The organism is Ancylomarina sp. (assembly GCF_041555295.1).
In the GTDB taxonomy this organism is placed as follows: Bacteria; Bacteroidota; Bacteroidia; order Bacteroidales; family Marinifilaceae; genus Ancylomarina.
In genome coordinates, this window is record NZ_JBFFKR010000021.1 from 1 (window position 1) to 17,131 (window position 17,131).

A 17,131-nucleotide genomic window follows, 5' to 3' on the forward strand; every position below is an offset into this window, starting at 1 on the left:
AGACTGACTATTAATTTTTATTTATTTTTTTTCATTCTCTAACAGCTGATGTTTCAAGGGTTAAATCATCTTTTTTAAAAGTCAAGTTTAAATCCATTTTTTTTACAGATTTTTTTTATCCAAATTTGCATGACCCAATAAAAACTAACCATTAAAACGACTTAAAATTCTGAACAAGAAATGAACAATAATCACTTCCAAATCTGGGAAAATTGCTTAGCCGTAATTAAGGATAATGTTTCGCCAATTAGTTATAGTACATGGTTTCAACCTATCGTACCACTAAAGTTGGAGAACGAAATTCTTACTTTACAGGTACCTAGCCATTTCTTCTATGAGTACTTGGAAGAGAAGTATATTGATCTTCTTAGAAAGACTTTAAGAAAAGAATTGGGTTCTAACGCAAAATTAGAGTACAATGTGGTCATGGAGAATAATCACATGGCCAATGTGAAACCTCTATCAGTTATCGTTCCAGGAAACAACCCAGCTTACACAAAAAATCGCCCAGTTAAGAATCCTTTTTCTCAAGAGGAACCAAGTATAAAAAACCCATTTATTATACCTGGTATTAAAAAATTACAAATTGATTCTCAGTTAAATCCTGATTATACTTTTTCTAATTTTATTGAAGGTGATTGCAACCGTTTAGCTCGTTCTGCAGGTTGGGCAGTTTCTGAGAATCCAGGAGGGACAGCATTTAACCCACTTGTATTATATGGTGATTCGGGATTAGGAAAAACTCACTTGGCTCAGTCAATTGGATTGAAGGCAAAAGAGCTTCATCCTGAGAAGACTGTTTTATATGTCAGTTCACAAAAATTCCAAACTCAGTTTACTGAAGCTATTCGTAATAACAATAAAAACGATTTCCTTCATTTTTACCAAATGATCGACATCTTGATTATTGACGACATTCAGGAATTAGCTGGTAAGGAAAAAACACAAAATACGTTTTTCCATATTTTCAATCACCTACACCAGTCGGGGAAACAATTAATTTTGACTTCTGATAAGGCACCAATTGAATTGAAAGGTATGGAGAATCGCTTACTTTCTCGTTTTAAATGGGGATTGTCAGCTGATTTGCAAAATCCAGATTATGAAACCAGAGTTCGTATTTTGCAACAAAAAGCATATAAAGATGGTATCATTCTAGAAAATGATGTGATTGAATATATTGCAACACATGTGATCAACAATGTTCGTGAACTTGAAGGAGCACTTATTTCATTATTAGCGCAGTCAACTCTGAATAAAAAAGAGTTAAATCTAGAATTAGCTATTGAAATCATCGATAAGTTGGTGAAAAATACCAAACGTGAAATCTCAATAGACTACATTCAAAAGATCGTTTGTGACCATTTCAATATGGCAATTGATTTACTTCAAGCCAAAACCAGAAAACGTGAAATTGTACAAGCTCGTCAAATCGCTATGTATTTTTCAAAATCGATGACCAAGGCTTCTTTAGCAACTATTGGTTCACAAATTGGTAAGAAAGACCATGCTACTGTACTACATGCTTGTAAAACGGTCAACAATCTGATAGATACAGATAGAGCTTTTAAGACTCAAATTGAAGAAATAAATAAAAAACTGAAGATGTAATCGCCCACAGGCCTTACAATTTTTAAAATATACTAAGGAGCTGTTCTAAAAAGAGCAGCTCCTTTTTTTTGATATACTGACTAAGAAATAAGAAAATGATACTCATACTACTTGCCATATTAGCCTCAACAGGAATCTTTATTTGTTTCAAAAGTTTTGAAAAATTCGAGATTGAAATTCTTCCTGCAATAGTCATCAATTATATTATTGCTGGTCTTTTAAGTTATCTACTATCCGATAAATCAATTTCATTACAAGAACTTTCAGAACGAAATTGGATAGGTCTTGCCTTGCTGATTGGTTTACTATTTATTGTTGTTTTCTTCATTATTGGTAAATCATCTCAAAAAGCAGGAATTACCATAACGAGCCTAGCCAGTAAAATGTCTTTTATTATCCCAATCTTGTTTTCGATCCTATATTTTAAAGAATCGGTGAACATGATGATGTTTATAGGCTTCTCACTTGCTATTGCATCGATTATACTAGCGGTGTATAAACCATCGAACAAGACAGGTAAGATTAAACATATCTGGTTACCTATTTCACTCTTTCTTGGAGCAGGGCTTGTTGATACATTGGTTAAATACTCTCAAGAAACATTCTTAACCAATGGTGGATCAGAGTTATTCTCACTGGTTCTTTTTACCATTGCTGCATTGGCAGGTTTGCTCAGCTTGTATATCCAAAAAAGATCGCTGAAACAATTAGTTTCTATCAATACCCTAATTGGAGGCAGTATTTTAGGTATCGCTAACTTTGGGTCTTTATATTATTTAATTGCAGCACTGAACAGTTCTGGATTTAAAAGCTCTGTTGTTTTTAGCATGGTAAACATTGGTATTGTTTCCTTATCACTTATATTTGGGCTTTTTATCTATAAAGAAAAAATTAACAAACTTAACTACTTTGGAATCGCTCTTGCATTTGTTGCGATAATTATACTAGCTCAGTATTCAATGTAAATCATCATAAACTGATGCACCATGCAAACAGACAGCTACAAAACAATACAAAACACTTCGGAGGGCATATATAAAGAAAAGGGAAGTAAATTTATTGCTTATGCTTTCCCTGTGACTTGCGAAGAAGATATTAAAGCAGAAATTGACAAACTCAAAAAGGAATATTACGATGCTCGTCATCATTGCTATGCCTACATGCTGGGAGCCGATAAGAAGAACTTTCGTGCCAACGATGATGGAGAACCTTCATCTACTGCTGGAAAGCCTATATTAGGACAAATACTATCGTCTGATCTTACCAATATTTTAATTGTTGTCGTTCGCTATTTTGGTGGAACAAAGCTAGGTGTTAGTGGTTTAATTCATGCCTATAAGGCAGCGGCTTTTGATTCAATTTCCAATGCTAAAATCATCGAAAAAACCGTCAATGATATTTATGATATTCATTTCGACTATCTGGTTATGAATGATGTTATGAGAATCATAAAAGAAGAACAACCTCTTCAAATTGATCAGGATTTTAATCTGACTTGTAAAATCACCCTAAGCATCAGACAAAGTGAAGTTGAGAAGATAATAGAACGCTTTAGTAAGATTGATAGTGTCAAATCGGATCACATCAGAACAGAATAAAAAAAATTCCACCTTTATTTAAAGATGGAATTCATTTTTCTAATCGAACAAGCTTACCGTATATGGAAATTCTCCCATTTGATATAGCTTATGAACAATTTTAGCTTCATGAATGGCATCATCAAGCCCTCGGTGTGCTTCAATATAGCCTGTATCTCCAAAGAAATAATCCCAAGCCTCCTCAACTTTAGGCCACTTAAACCCTCTTCGTCCATTAGGCGCTGGTAATTTCACAATTGGGGTTGATAAATGCATTGGACAATCTAACTCCTTAACATGAAAGCCTCTATCTTTTAAAAATCCAAAGTCAAAAGCCTTATTGTAAGCGGTGACTCTATATCGATCTAACAAATCTTGTATTTCTTCTTTCTGGCTCTCAAGGCTAGGTGCTTCCATAACATCCTCGAATTGAAGATCTGAATTCTGGAAGATCCATCCAAAACCTCCACGTGTGTGAGAAGAATTAAGTCCATCTTCCTTTATTAGGGAATTGTAAACAGGTGTAACATCACCCGAATCTAAATCAAGCTTTACAATTCCAATCTCAACAATTTTACCACCCTGATTCAAAAATCCAGTGGTTTCTATATCTAATACTAATATCTCTTTAGCCATACTTATGCTTTAATGTGTAGAATAAGAAAGTTCCTTTATGCAATCAGGAAAATTCGAAGATTAAAAATAAGTTAATCAAACCAGAAATAAGATATCTCAGCTTATTTTTTTAGGAATAATTGGCAAATACTCTGTTTGCACATTACTCATGGATCGAAACATATTCGTTCTGATACGCGAATCATCGCCAGCAATACGTTCAATCATCTTAGTTGTCTCCTTACGTTTGGTGACATCTTGGTGTGGACAAAGTTCTTTTTCTAATACAAACTTACGAATGCGGCTATACTCTTTCATTTCTGCATCTTTCAAAAGAATCAATGGTCGTATCAAAATGATATTCCCTTGAAACATACTCAACTTTGCTGGCATACTACAAACCGCCCCCTGATACATCATGTTCATCAAAAGAGTCTCAATAGCATCATCCATATGATGTCCTAAAGCAAGCTTATTACACTTGAATTCATCCGTCATTTTAAAAAGAGTCGTTCTTCTGTGCCATGAACATCGGAAACATGCAGGCTTTTTACTTGGTCGTTCAAAATCAACATTGATATCTCGATAAATTAAAGGCACATCCAACTTCTCACAAAAAGCTTTTAAGAATTCTCGGTCGACTTCATAAGGCAATTCTAATACATTGATATGAACAGCAACAACTTCAAAATTCTGTTTCTTAAATTTACGTCTCAAGGCAAGGAGTTCGAGCAAGGCAAGAGAATCTTTTCCTCCAGAAACGCCAACCATAATTCTATCCCCATCCTCTATCAATTCGAATTCGCTAATGGCTTTACCCATTCTTTTAGCAATCTTTCGCTGAAAATACTGATCTTTCTTTTCTTGTTCTGTTTTTGACTTTTTCACCGTCTCCATAATTCTGTTCTTTAAGAATGCCAAAAATAAGAGAAAGTTCCTAGGCTATCGATTCTGAAGCCAATTTAAAATGAGTTAGTATAATAATCAGCTTAGATTATTGGAAATACCATTTATTACAAAATTAGAATTACTTTTGCCGCATGCAAGAAAATAAGATTAACACACAAGAGATTTTAAGGAAATTAGGAATTGAAGCCTTAAAGCCAATGCAAGAGAAATGTATTGAAGCCTGGTCAGAAAATGATGACATTATTCTTCTTTCCCCAACTGGGTCAGGAAAAACATTGGCATTTCTGCTTCCTCTCCTTAATCAACTTGATGAGAATAAAAATGGCGTCCAAGCTTTAATTTTAGCTCCATCACGCGAACTTGCAATACAAATTGAGTCAGTTTTCAAGAGTTTATCGACTCCGTTTAAAGTGAATTGTTGTTATGGTGGCCATGCAATGAAAATCGAGAAAAACAGTCTTTCTACACCTCCCGCTGTTCTTATTGGAACACCTGGACGAATTGCCGACCATCTTCGTCGTGAAAATTTTTCTCCAGATAGTATCAACACCATCATTCTAGATGAGTTTGATAAATCGCTGGAACTTGGTTTCCACAGAGAAATGGGTCAAATTATTGAACAATTAGAGTTTATCAAAAAGAGAATTCTAACATCAGCAACAAAAAGCGAGAGTATTCCCGAATTTACTGGAGTAACAAACCCTTTTGAAATAAATTTTTTAGTTGATACGCCTAAAGAATCTCTTGTTGAGAAAATAGTTAGAGCAGAAGGCAAAGATAAATTAGCTGCTCTTTTCAATTTAATTTGTCACAATGGTAACGAAGCAACATTAGTATTTTGTAATCATCGAGACACAGTTGACCGAATTAGTGACTTATTGAAAGATTCACATCTTCAACACGACACATTTCATGGTGGCTTAAAACAGGAAGATCGTGAAAAGGCTCTAATTAAATTTAGAAACGGATCTCACCAGATTCTAATCACTACAGATTTAGCATCCAGAGGACTAGACATCCCTTCAATCAAACATGTGATACATTATCAATTGCCGACGACAGCAGATGCTTACACGCATCGTAACGGACGTACAGCAAGAATGGATGCGTCGGGTTGTTCTTATTTTGTAATGGCAGATAGTGATTACCTTCCAGAATTCATCAATAAAGATATTGAAGAACTTATCATTCCAGATAACATTGTCCTTCCTGAAGATCCAGAATGGTTGACCATCTATATCGATGCAGGTAAAAAAGATAAGATCAATAAAATGGATATTGTCGGCTGCTTTATGAAGAAAGGCGAACTGGGGAAAGATGAATTGGGAAAAGTTGAAGTTCTAGATCATGCTTCATTTGTGGCTATTAAGCGTAATTTAGCAACACAAATTCTAAGAAAACTTAAAGACGAACGCATTAAGAAAAAGAAAGTCAAAATGGCGGTGAGTTACTAATATAATCATCTTCAAAAGATTATAGAGAATAATAAATCCCAAGCTTCAAATGAGGCTTGGGATTTATCTTATATAAAAAAAGAGCTGATCATATGATCAGCTCTTTTTATATTATTTGTTTCAATTAAAATTTATCGAACCATAATTTAGTAGTTGCTTTATCTCCACCAATAGCAGCGGAAGCAGCATCATAATTCTCCTCGTTCATTTCATTCTCATCAAATGGGTATGGGTAACGAACTGGAATATCACCATAGGTCATTCCTGCAGGAACATTCAAGATTGGGAAATCCAAACGTCTCCATTCAGCCCAACCTTCAACACCACGATTATACATTGCTAACCACTTTTGAGTACCAATTTTTTCTTTCCAAGTACCAGCAGCTGTTGCATACGCTACATTAGCTTGAGCTAAATAAGCATCAGCAGCAGCCTGAGTTCCACCATAATAAAGAATACTAGCCGTAACACCATTATTATAGTGCTCCTCAGCAGTTCCACCAACAGCATAACCTCTTTCAACAGCCTCTGCTAAATAAAATTCCATTTCAGAATAATCAGCTAAAGCAACTTCTAAAGTAGGCTCAAAAAACATATCAGTAAAATGTGAAAATTGGTCATAAACACCGCCATCTTCTTTACCATATTCAATACCCTTATAAACACCACCAACTTGTGTAAACCATAAAGGTAAACGAGGGTCAGTAAGAGCAACCATCTTATCAATTAAAGTATTCGAAGGCGTGTAGTCTTTTCTACCGTCAACAAGGAAACCATCATAAATAGTATTGACGTGTGGATCTGATCCGATATACTGAAAGAAAGCTCCTTCAAGATTGGCATCATAAACACCAGCAGTCAAAGCTTCAGTAACAACAGTTGCAGAGTTAAAACTAGGAACATCAGCCATACGCATTCCCATTCTTAATTTCAATGCATTACCTAACATTTTCCACTGATCTATATCTCCTTTGAATAATAAATCTTCATTACCCCAAGTACCTTTACTAGCATCTAAACTTGCAATTGCAGCATTCAAACGTACTAATAAATCTGCATAAACAGTCTCAGCATCATCATACTTAGGTGTAAAGTCAGGGATTTCAAGCACTGCTTCTGAATATGGAATATCTCCAAAAGTCTCAGCTAAAACAGTAAATGAATAAATCTCAAGAATTGTCATTGTAGCTTTCTGATTAACTGCTTTGTCAGCTAAAGCTCCAACAAAACCCGCAGCATCAAGAATCTTACCTGCTTCTCTAAGGTCTTTGATAACGTCCTTATAGAATTCAGAAGAAAATGAATCAGAGATACCTCTATCAAGAAAATCATAGCGACTCTCATTAGTATAGGTTGTTTCCATCCAATATTGAGCAAGCAGACGTGAAATATTTCTATTTACACTCATACTATTGTACTGATTTACAAACTCAATTTGAGCTGATGTAAATAAGGTTTCTACTGGAACATTACTTGCGTTCTTAGGATCAACATTATCCTCTAGTGAGCAAGAAACAATTCCCACCGTAGAAATAATTCCTAGTAATAGATATGTTATTTTTTTCATCATAATTGTCTTTTAATATTAAAATCCTAATGTTACATTGAAACCAAAACTTCTTGAAGTTGGGTAAGAAGCATTAGCAATACCTTGCTTATTACCAGAACTTTGTCCTGTTTCAGGATCAAAACCAGGAGTATTCTTCGAGATAATCCACAAGTTACGTCCTACAGCAGAAATAACAACCTTATTTAAGAAAGTGTTATTTAATAAATCGTTAGGTAGAGAATAAGATAAAGCAACCTCTCTCAACTTAACATATGATGCATCATATACGTATCTAGCAGTAGGCGTTCTTCCATAATACTGATCTCCACCCCATCCATTAGCACGAGCAAAAGTTGTATTTGGTGTACCATCAGCCATTACTGCTTCAGCGTGTAGAATACCACCACCATCAGCTACGTCAGCACGTTTATCGATACCCTTAGAGTTTAAGCCAGCAGTTTCTTTAAATAAACCTGTAGCTAAACCATACTTACGGTCTACAGAATAAATATCACCACCTTTTTGAATATCAATTAGAGCTCTTAAAGAAAATCCTTTATAAGAAAGCGTGTTTGTAATACCTCCACGCCAGTCTGGTTGGATATTACCAATCACTTCTTCTTTCTCAGTTCTTGTATAGTAACCTCGTGAGTCTACAGTCTTCTTTCCATCAGTATAAACAAAGTTTGTACCTCTTAAAACACCATAAGCCTCACCTACATGAGCATTCATTGAAATATCCCAAGCTGAAGTAATAAGAATATTATCTACACCGTTATATAAACTCTTAACTTCATTATTATTCTTAGAGTAGTTAAAGTTTATATCCCAAGTAAGATCATTGTTCTTAACCGGAGTAAAGTTCAATGCTAGCTCAATACCTGTATTTTGAATTTCACCTGAATTCACATAAGCTTGCTGGTATCCACTTGCCCTAGATACATTCACTGGCATAATTTGGTCAAATGAATTTGACTTATATAAAGCCACATCAAAACCAACTCTGTTATCAAAGAAGTTCGCTTCTAATCCAACTTCATAACTCTCCGTACTCTCTGATTTCAAATCAGGATTCTGAAGAACTGAATTTACAGAGAATATAGCTTGACTTCCCCAGTTAGTTCCCTGAGAATAAGAAGATCTTAAATTATAAGGACTTGTATCATTACCTACTTCAGCATAATTCGCTCTTAGTTTGGCAAATGATAAGAAAGAAAGGTCTTTCATACCACCTAGCTCAGAAAGAATAATACTTGTAGAAATAGCAGGGTAAAAATAAGTGTTATCATCAGTAGGTAAAGTTGAAGTATTATCAACTCTAAAAGAAGCTTCTAAATAAGCGAAGTTCTTATATCCAGCTGAAAAGCTTCCATATACACTCTTCATATTACGCTCAAGTAGTGACTCAGTTGGTGATTTCTCAACAGTCGTATTCTTAACTGTATATAAACCAGGAACAACTAAACCTCCAGAAGTCTGTGCAAAAATAGATTGCTGAACATTCTCTCTGTAGTTAGCACCAACAAGGCCAGTAAAGTTAAATTCATCAACTCTTTTCTTGAACTTCAACATCACGTCTGTATTCCACTCTGAGAAAGTTCTGTCATAAGTACTAAAAGATGACTGATCGTTTGAACCAACAGCATTTCTTTCATTTTGTCTCTCGTGATAATAATCCAAAGATGTTTTGAAAGTCAATGAGAACATATCATTCAATTCATAATCTAAAGATGTGAATCCAAACAAACGATTTCTTTCATCATCTTGGTAATTCTCATAACGTGTCCAATATGGGTTATTTGCATAAGCAGGATCTAAATCAGTAGGACTATTAGCATTCCAAGTTCTCTGATCTCCATCTGGAGACTTATAATAATTCTCTAATCTCTTAAAGTCAAGGTTAGTCTGGAACCACTGAGCAAAGTTCTGCATAGGGTTATTACTGTCGTAACCTGTACCATATCTACCTTTACCCCTAGTGTTCACATAGTTAGCACTAGCAGAAACATTAAACTTGTCGTTTAACTTGTGATTAGCTTTAAAAGCCATTGTATTCTTCTTAATATTTGAATTAGGAAGAATTCCAGACTCATCAGAGTTTGTATAAGACAATCTGAAATTAGAAACATCAGTACCACCTGTTAAGGCAACACTATTTGTATACTTAAGACCTGTTTCAAAGAAATCGTATACTTTATTTTTGGGAGCAACCCAAGCACGAGTCTCACCGTAGTTTGCTGCATTAGGATCTAGGGCATCCCAGTGTACAACTTGTAAATTAGGGTCAAATTTTGGCCCCCAAGAAGCATCATCATTTGTATTAACAACATTATGGCCATTAATAGCACCTTCGAAACTCCAATCTTGAGAATAACCGGCACCATACTCATACTGATACTCTGGCATAGTCTCTTTGTCAATTGTACTCCAGGTAATACCTGAATTTACAACAACACCGATACCATTCTTATTCTTAGAACCTTTCTTGGTAGTAATTAAAACAACACCATTCGCTGCTCTAGAACCATAAAGTGCAGATGCAGCAGCACCTTTAAGAATAGATACCGACTCAACATCATCAGGATTGATATCTGATGCAGCATTACCATAGTCATATCCACCCCAACCACTTTGTTGGTTAGCAGTATTGGTATTACTGTTATCCATAGGTACACCATCAACTACAAATAAAGCCTGGTTGTTACCTAAAAGAGAAGCAGTACCACGAATAAGGATATCTGCCGATCCTCCCATAGTATTAGCTTGACGGATATTAACACCGGCAACCTTACCTGAAAGAGAATTTACAATATTTGTTTCTTTAACCTCACTAACGGCATCACCACTAATTTCAGTTACAGCATAACCTAGAGACTTTTTCTCTCTTGTTACACCCAATGCAGTTACGACAACCTCATCCATACCAATAGATTCAGTTTCCAAAACAACATTAATTATAGTTTGTGAACCGACTTTAATTTCTTGAGGAACCATACCCACAAAACTATAAACAAGCACATCACTTGCTGAAGCTTCAAGACTATATTTCCCATCAATATCTGTACTCGCACCAATAGTGGTACCTTTTACAACAACAGATACACCAGGCATTCCGAGCCCGTCGTCGGCACTGGTTACCGTACCGGTAATTTGCTTGCTTTGCGCAGTCACTATTTGGGTTCCTACAAAAAGTAGAAAGACAAACAGTCCAATTAATTTTTTCATAAAAATTCTTTTTAGTTAGTAATTAAGTAAAGATGCAAATGGTTTAATGGTAATAATCAATGCTAAAATTAGCACATATATTGATTTTAACAAACATTAACATACATTTAACACATGCTAACACTTATGACTTTTATCACTTTCCATGAATAATCTAAAACCGTCTTCTATTTTAACATTGGCTATATTTGCTAACGACTACACACATTTAGAATTTAAGAATCAGGACAATAGCCCTTCTCTTATAAACTTATCTACATATATTACTTCAACCACACAATTAGCACACAACTCGTTATTTACATCCTGTCTAAATAACAAAAACCTCCAATAAGATAAACAGCTCAAATCACACCATAAAAGTTCTATTTCAAACGATAATCACGCTTTTATTACAGAATCACATGTGCTACAAACGATATAGGTCAAAGCAGGAAATCATTTCATTATCGTTCTATAATATCCTCTTCCAAATTTTGAACAAAAAAAAAGGGATGACTCATTTAAGAATCACCCCTTCATATATTTGACTTAAATTTCTATGAGTAAATCTCTTTTTTCGATGCGATTAAAGTGTTTTGTAGTAATGACACGATAGTCATTGGACCAACTCCACCAGGAACTGGTGTGATGAATGAACACTTAGGAGACACTTCAGCAAAATTAACATCACCAATCAGCTTCCAACCAGATTTAGTCTTATCAGATTTGATTCTGTGAATTCCAACATCGATTACAACTGCTCCAGACTTAACCATGTCTCCTGTAAGGAACTCAGGCATACCTAAAGCGACAATAATGATATCAGCCTGACGAGTAATATCTGGAATATTCTTAGTACGACTATGACAAAGCGTTACTGTACAATCGCCATGAGAAGCTTTACGAGACATTAATACACTCATTGGTGTACCAACAATATTACTACGACCAATCACGACACAATTTTTTCCCGATGTCTCAATCTTATATCGTTTCAATAACTCTACAATACCTGCAGGAGTAGCTGGCAAATAAGTTGGTAAGCTTGCTACCATCTTACCTACATTCATAGGGTGGAATCCATCAACATCTTTCTCTGGGCGAATGGTTTCGATCACTTTAGATTCCGAGATATGCTTAGGTAATGGCAATTGAACAATTAAACCATCGATTGAATCATCTTGGTTCACTTTCTCAATTTCAGCTAAAAGCTCAGCTTCTGTAATCGTATCTTCAAATCGAAACTCTGAAGAATCAAAACCTACCTGATGACAAGCTTTAACTTTTGCAGCAACATAGGTTTCGCTGGCGCCATCATGTCCAACAATAATAGCCGCAAGATGTGGCTTTTTACCACCATTTTTAACAATCCCTTCAACTTCAGCAGCAATTTCCTGCTTCACCTCAGCCGAAATCTTTTTTCCATCGATTAATTCCATGACTATGTTTTGTATCTGTGATAAGTAATATGCAGCTTGAATCTATAGCTACAAGACATTATTATTTTTAAGAAAAAATGCCTGACTATAGAGTCAAGCATTTTTATCTATCGTTTTTTCATTGGAAGATTTCCCATCATTCGAGACATCTTTCCACCTTTCGACATCATTTTCATTAACTTTCGCGTTTCATCAAACTGCTTAATCAGTCGATTCACATCTTGAATATTAGAACCACTACCATCAGCAATACGCTTACGACGAGATCCATTCAATAAAGTTGGATTCTCACGCTCAAGTGGTGTCATTGAATAAATAATCGCCTCAATCCCCTTAAAAGCATCATCATCGATATCTATATTCTTAAGTGCTTTTCCAACACCAGGAATCATCGAAGCTAAATCCTTAAGATTACCCATTTTCTTAATCTGAGAAATCTGAGAAAGGAAATCGTTAAAATTAAACTGATTTTTAGCAATCTTCTTTTGTAGGTTACGAGCTTCATCAGCATCGAACTGCTCTTGAGCACGCTCTACAAGAGAAACGATATCACCCATACCTAAAATACGGTCAGCCATACGTGATGGATGGAAAACATCCAAAGCGTCCATTTTCTCACCTGTACCCACAAACTTAATTGGCTTGTCTACAACTGAACGAATAGATAAAGCGGCACCACCACGAGTATCACCATCTAATTTCGTTAATACAACGCCATCAAAGTTTAATCTATCATTAAACTCCTTAGCTGTATTGACAGCATCCTGACCAGTCATTGAGTCAACTACGAATAAAATCTCAGAAGGTTTGATTGCCTTTTTAACAGCTTCAATTTCTTTCATCATCGCCTCATCGACAGCCAAACGACCTGCCGTATCGATAATTACTAAATCGTAACCTCTTGCTTTTGCTTCTTTAATTGCGGCTTCTGCAATCTTAACTGGATTATTATTAGCCTTATCAGAATAAACAGGCACGCCAATTTGCTCACCCAATACGTGCAACTGATCTATCGCCGCTGGACGATAAACGTCACAAGCAACCAATAAAGGATTTTTCGAACGTTTTGTTTTGAGTAAGTGAGCTAGCTTTCCTGAGAAAGTTGTCTTTCCAGAACCTTGAAGACCTGCAATCAAAATAACCGAAGGATTTCCTTTGATATCGATATCAACATTCTCCCCCCCCATCAACTCAGCCAATTCATCGTGAACAATTTTCACCATTAATTGGTTTGGCTTCAATGAAGTCAATACATTTTGTCCTAATGCTTTTTCTTTTACTATTGCAGTAAACGACTTGGCGATTTTAAAATTGACATCGGCATCAAGTAAAGCTCGACGAACATCCTTTAATGTTTCAGCTACATTTATTTCGGTGATCTTTCCATGTCCTTTCAACAACTGAAAAGACCGCTCAAGTCTTTCATTAAGATTTTCAAACATTGTATTTCCGGATTATTTTTAGTTTCCTGCAAAAATAAAAAATTCTCTGTATTTGCTCTTATATCAAAGCATCTTTTAACCAGATGCATTTAAGCCATTACTCAGAGTTCTTATTTTCGATTCATTTGAATAATTATATGCTATGGAGTCTTGGCTCATCAAAACCAAGACTCATCTTTATATTTTATAATAAGAGCAGTTTATAAAAGCGACTCCTTATTATTGTATTACATTCTTTCTGGCAAACTTACACCTAATAAACTCATACCCGATTTAATAATTTCTGCGACTTGTTTAGACAAGACAAAACGGAAATTTCTTAAATCGACGTTTTCCTCTTTATTCATTGGGAAATCGTGATAAAACTGATTGTATTCCTTAGACAAGTCGTAAATGTAGTTCGAAATTAAAGCTGGGCTAGTATCTCGACCAGCATCTTTTATTACGTTTGGATAATTAGCCATCAATTGAATCAGGAATGATTCTTTTTCTGAAATATTTAAATCTGATTTAGCCAATTCCAGGATTTCCATACCACTTTCAACAGCTTTACGCAACACCGAATTAATACGTGTATACGTATATTGAATAAATGGACCAGTATTACCGTTGAAATCAATAGAATCCTTAGGGTTAAACATCATATTTTTCTTAGGATCAACCTTTAAAATAAAATATTTCAATGCTCCCATTGCTATCTTGTAATAAACATCCTCAGCTTCCTCTTTCGAGTAACCAGAAAGTTTACCAAGTTCTTCTGAAGTTTCACGAGCTGTGTTAACCATTTCCTCCATTAACTCGTCCGCATCAACAACAGTCCCCTCACGAGATTTCATTTTACCTTCAGGTAACTCAACCATACCGTATGACAAGTGCTTAATTTTATCACTCCACTCGTAACCTAATTTTCCCATAACCAAAGAAAGTACCTGGAAGTGGTAATTTTGCTCATTACCCACAACATAAATATGCTCATCGATATGGAATTCATTGAAACGCTCATAAGCTGTTCCAATATCTTGTGTCATATATACAGAAGTTCCATCATCACGAAGTAATAATTTGTGATCTAAACCATCAGACTCAAGGTCAATCCAAACCGATCCTGTTTCCTTTTTATAAAGAACCCCTTCGTCAAGCCCACGCATAACGATAGCTTTTCCTTTTTTATATGTATCCGATTCGAAATAAACTTTATCAAAATCAACTCCCATCGTTTTGTAAGTAATTTCGAATCCAGCTAATACCCAATCGTTCATTTTACGCCAAAGAGCCACAGTTTCTTCGTCGCCCGCTTCCCACTTCACAAGCATTTCTTGCGCTTCAAGCAAAAGCGGCGCTTTCTTCTTAGCCTCATCGGCATCCATGCCACCAACTATTAAAGCCTCAATCTCTTTTTTATATTCCTGATCAAATTTCACATAATATTTTCCAACTAAGTGGTCGCCCTTAATACCTGTCGATTCTGGAGTTTCACCTTCACCAAAACGCAACCAAGCCAGCATTGACTTACAAATATGAATTCCTCTATCGTTCACAAGATTTACCTTGATCACTTCTAAACCATTCGCTTTTAAAATTTGAGCAACAGAATAACCTAATAAGTTATTTCTGATATGCCCTAAGTGAAGAGGCTTATTAGTATTAGGAGATGAGTACTCAATCATCACTTTTTTAGCACCTTCTGTCAAAGGAATAAAACCGTAATTCTCAGTTTTCAAGGCCTCATTCAAAACTGAAAGCCAATATGAATTGTCAATAACCAAATTCAAGAAACCTTTTACGATATTAAATGAAGGAATGGCATCGATATTTTCTTGTAGATAATTTCCAAGGTCATTAGCAGTTTCTTCAGGTGATTTCTTAGAGAAGCGTAAAAATGGGAATACTACAACAGTTAAGTCTCCCTCAAATTCGCGTCTGGTCTTTTGAATCTGAACACTATCCTCTTCAACTTTATGACCATAGCATGCACTTATGGCCTCTACTACTTTACCTTTAATAATACTTTCAATACTCATTTGGAAATTCTTTGTTCGGGAACTCAAATTGACAGTCACGACTAGCAATTTTTTAGTTCCGCATGAAATTAAAATAATTCAAAATTAGTCTCTTCAATCCTTCAATCAACAGGTCAATACTAATATTCGAATTTGCAAAGATAGCATGAATTCCAAAAAAACATATTTTCAATGTCTAGAAATCTTGTAAAAATCACTTATTTCGACTATATTAATTTAAATTATTCGTTCTATTTACTTACAGCATCAAGGAACAAGCCTTTTTAAGAATGTTTCTGATATAAAAAACCTGCTCTATGAACATAAATTTAAACGGACGCTGGCGCAATCAATACAATTCTGAAATGAATTTGATTATTGATGGTAACAATATCACAGGCACTTTCCAAACTGGAATAGGACTTCCTAATTTTGAAGAAAAATTCGAAGTTATTGGACGTCTAAAAGATAACGTTATTGCTTTTATGGTTGATTTTGGCAAATATGGCTCACTTGCCTGCTGGACAGGACGTGTCGAAGTTGACGATATTGGTGTGGTTATTCACTCCATGTATCACCTCTCACAATCTGACGGAAGCGATGAAGAGAAAATGGCTAAGGCTATTATTACTGGAGTCGGAACCTTTAGAAAACCATAAATATCCATACTGTACCTAATAGCTTCTACTCTAATAAAACTAGGCTTTCTAGAGAATTAAATCTATAATTTAATATTAAACAGTATTGATTACAAATCAGTTACAACTCATCTAGTCCTAACACATTTAACCTTCTTTAACTTAGTTTTTTTTTTCAAAATAGATTAAAGCTGTATGTTTGTATCAACAAAACAAAATTGATTTCTAAGATCAATTCTAAACTCTGAATCACATGAGTTTAGTCGTTTTCATAGGTTAGATTTAGGTTAGTAAGAAAACTCAGGTGGGGACCTGAGTTTTTTCTTTTTATATGAATCTCACATCCTCCTCATTCTAGCCTCACTCAGTCTATTCTATCAAAATTTTATAAAAACAAAAGCTTAACGTTCTTTAACCTGCGTTGACACCGCTTAACTAAAGAAAGCCCTATATTTGTAATGTTGAAACAAACTAACAATCCAAAGTTAGTTCTAAGCTCAACTCCAAAAGAGCTTAGTCAATTTTTTTCATAGGTTAGATTTAGGTTAGTAAGAAAAACTCAGGTGGGGACCTGAGTTTTTTCATTTTATAAGAATTCCACACCCACCTCACTCTATTAAATAACTCAGAATCTATATTATTCTTAAATCTAATAACGATAAACGCTTAACGTTCTTTAACTTGTACTGA

General features: G+C 35.1%; 12 protein-coding genes. 5 read left to right on the plus strand and 7 right to left on the minus strand.

The features are described 5' to 3' along the window. The first annotated feature begins 180 nt into the window (after nucleotides 1–180). The 3 genes from dnaA to ABY905_RS03335 all read left to right on the plus strand — a co-directional run bounded on the left by dnaA (nucleotide 181) and on the right by ABY905_RS03335 (nucleotide 3,209). Nucleotides 181–1,611 carry a chromosomal replication initiator protein DnaA gene (dnaA, locus tag ABY905_RS03325; RefSeq protein WP_372640463.1) on the plus strand — a complete coding sequence of 477 codons (1,431 nt, stop codon included), beginning with the start codon at nucleotides 181–183 and terminating at the stop codon, nucleotides 1,609–1,611. A gap of 95 nt (nucleotides 1,612–1,706) precedes the next feature. Further along, nucleotides 1,707–2,576 carry an EamA family transporter gene (locus ABY905_RS03330; protein ID WP_372640466.1) on the plus strand — a complete coding sequence of 290 codons (870 nt, stop codon included), beginning with the start codon at nucleotides 1,707–1,709 and terminating at the stop codon, nucleotides 2,574–2,576. A gap of 21 nt (nucleotides 2,577–2,597) precedes the next feature. Then, nucleotides 2,598–3,209: a YigZ family protein gene (locus ABY905_RS03335; protein ID WP_372640469.1), complete on the plus strand. Its 612-nt coding sequence runs from the start codon at nucleotides 2,598–2,600 to the stop codon at nucleotides 3,207–3,209. Nucleotides 3,210–3,248: 39 nt separating this feature from the next. Here ABY905_RS03335 and ABY905_RS03340 read toward each other — a convergent pair whose 3' ends face one another. Together ABY905_RS03340 and ABY905_RS03345 are read right to left on the minus strand one after the other, a co-directional pair. Continuing rightward, complete coding sequence (locus tag ABY905_RS03340) at nucleotides 3,249–3,824, minus strand: 3'-5' exonuclease (protein ID WP_372640471.1); 576 nt, start codon at nucleotides 3,822–3,824, stop codon at nucleotides 3,249–3,251. Nucleotides 3,825–3,920: 96 nt separating this feature from the next. Next, complete coding sequence (locus tag ABY905_RS03345) at nucleotides 3,921–4,700, minus strand: ATP-binding protein (RefSeq protein ID WP_372640473.1); 780 nt, start codon at nucleotides 4,698–4,700, stop codon at nucleotides 3,921–3,923. Between the two features lie 143 nt (nucleotides 4,701–4,843). Between ABY905_RS03345 and ABY905_RS03350 the strand changes: the two genes are divergently transcribed. Beyond that, nucleotides 4,844–6,166, plus strand: a complete 1,323-nt coding sequence (locus ABY905_RS03350; RefSeq protein WP_372640475.1) for a DEAD/DEAH box helicase — start codon at nucleotides 4,844–4,846, stop codon at nucleotides 6,164–6,166. Nucleotides 6,167–6,290: 124 nt separating this feature from the next. Here the strand turns inward: ABY905_RS03350 and ABY905_RS03355 are convergent, their stop codons facing one another. The 5 genes from ABY905_RS03355 to argS form a co-directional block, all read right to left on the minus strand. Then, nucleotides 6,291–7,733 carry a SusD/RagB family nutrient-binding outer membrane lipoprotein gene (locus ABY905_RS03355; RefSeq protein WP_372640477.1) on the minus strand — a complete coding sequence of 481 codons (1,443 nt, stop codon included), beginning with the start codon at nucleotides 7,731–7,733 and terminating at the stop codon, nucleotides 6,291–6,293. An 18-nt stretch (nucleotides 7,734–7,751) separates the two neighbouring features. After that, nucleotides 7,752–10,940: a SusC/RagA family TonB-linked outer membrane protein gene (locus tag ABY905_RS03360; RefSeq protein ID WP_372640480.1), complete on the minus strand. Its 3,189-nt coding sequence runs from the start codon at nucleotides 10,938–10,940 to the stop codon at nucleotides 7,752–7,754. 539 nt (nucleotides 10,941–11,479) lie between these two features. Beyond that, entirely contained in the window at nucleotides 11,480–12,361 is an 882-nt protein-coding gene (gene folD, locus ABY905_RS03365; protein ID WP_372640483.1) for a bifunctional methylenetetrahydrofolate dehydrogenase/methenyltetrahydrofolate cyclohydrolase FolD, read from the minus strand. Between the two features lie 107 nt (nucleotides 12,362–12,468). Then, nucleotides 12,469–13,803 carry a signal recognition particle protein gene (ffh, locus tag ABY905_RS03370; protein ID WP_372640486.1) on the minus strand — a complete coding sequence of 445 codons (1,335 nt, stop codon included), beginning with the start codon at nucleotides 13,801–13,803 and terminating at the stop codon, nucleotides 12,469–12,471. A gap of 227 nt (nucleotides 13,804–14,030) precedes the next feature. After that, a complete protein-coding gene (argS, locus tag ABY905_RS03375; protein ID WP_372640488.1) occupies nucleotides 14,031–15,824 on the minus strand; it encodes an arginine--tRNA ligase in 1,794 nt (597 codons plus the stop codon). Nucleotides 15,825–16,120: 296 nt separating this feature from the next. Here argS and ABY905_RS03380 point away from each other — a divergent pair, with 296 nt between their 5' ends. Next, entirely contained in the window at nucleotides 16,121–16,462 is a 342-nt protein-coding gene (locus ABY905_RS03380; protein ID WP_372640490.1) for an avidin/streptavidin family protein, read from the plus strand. Nucleotides 16,463–17,131: the final 669 nt, after the last annotated feature.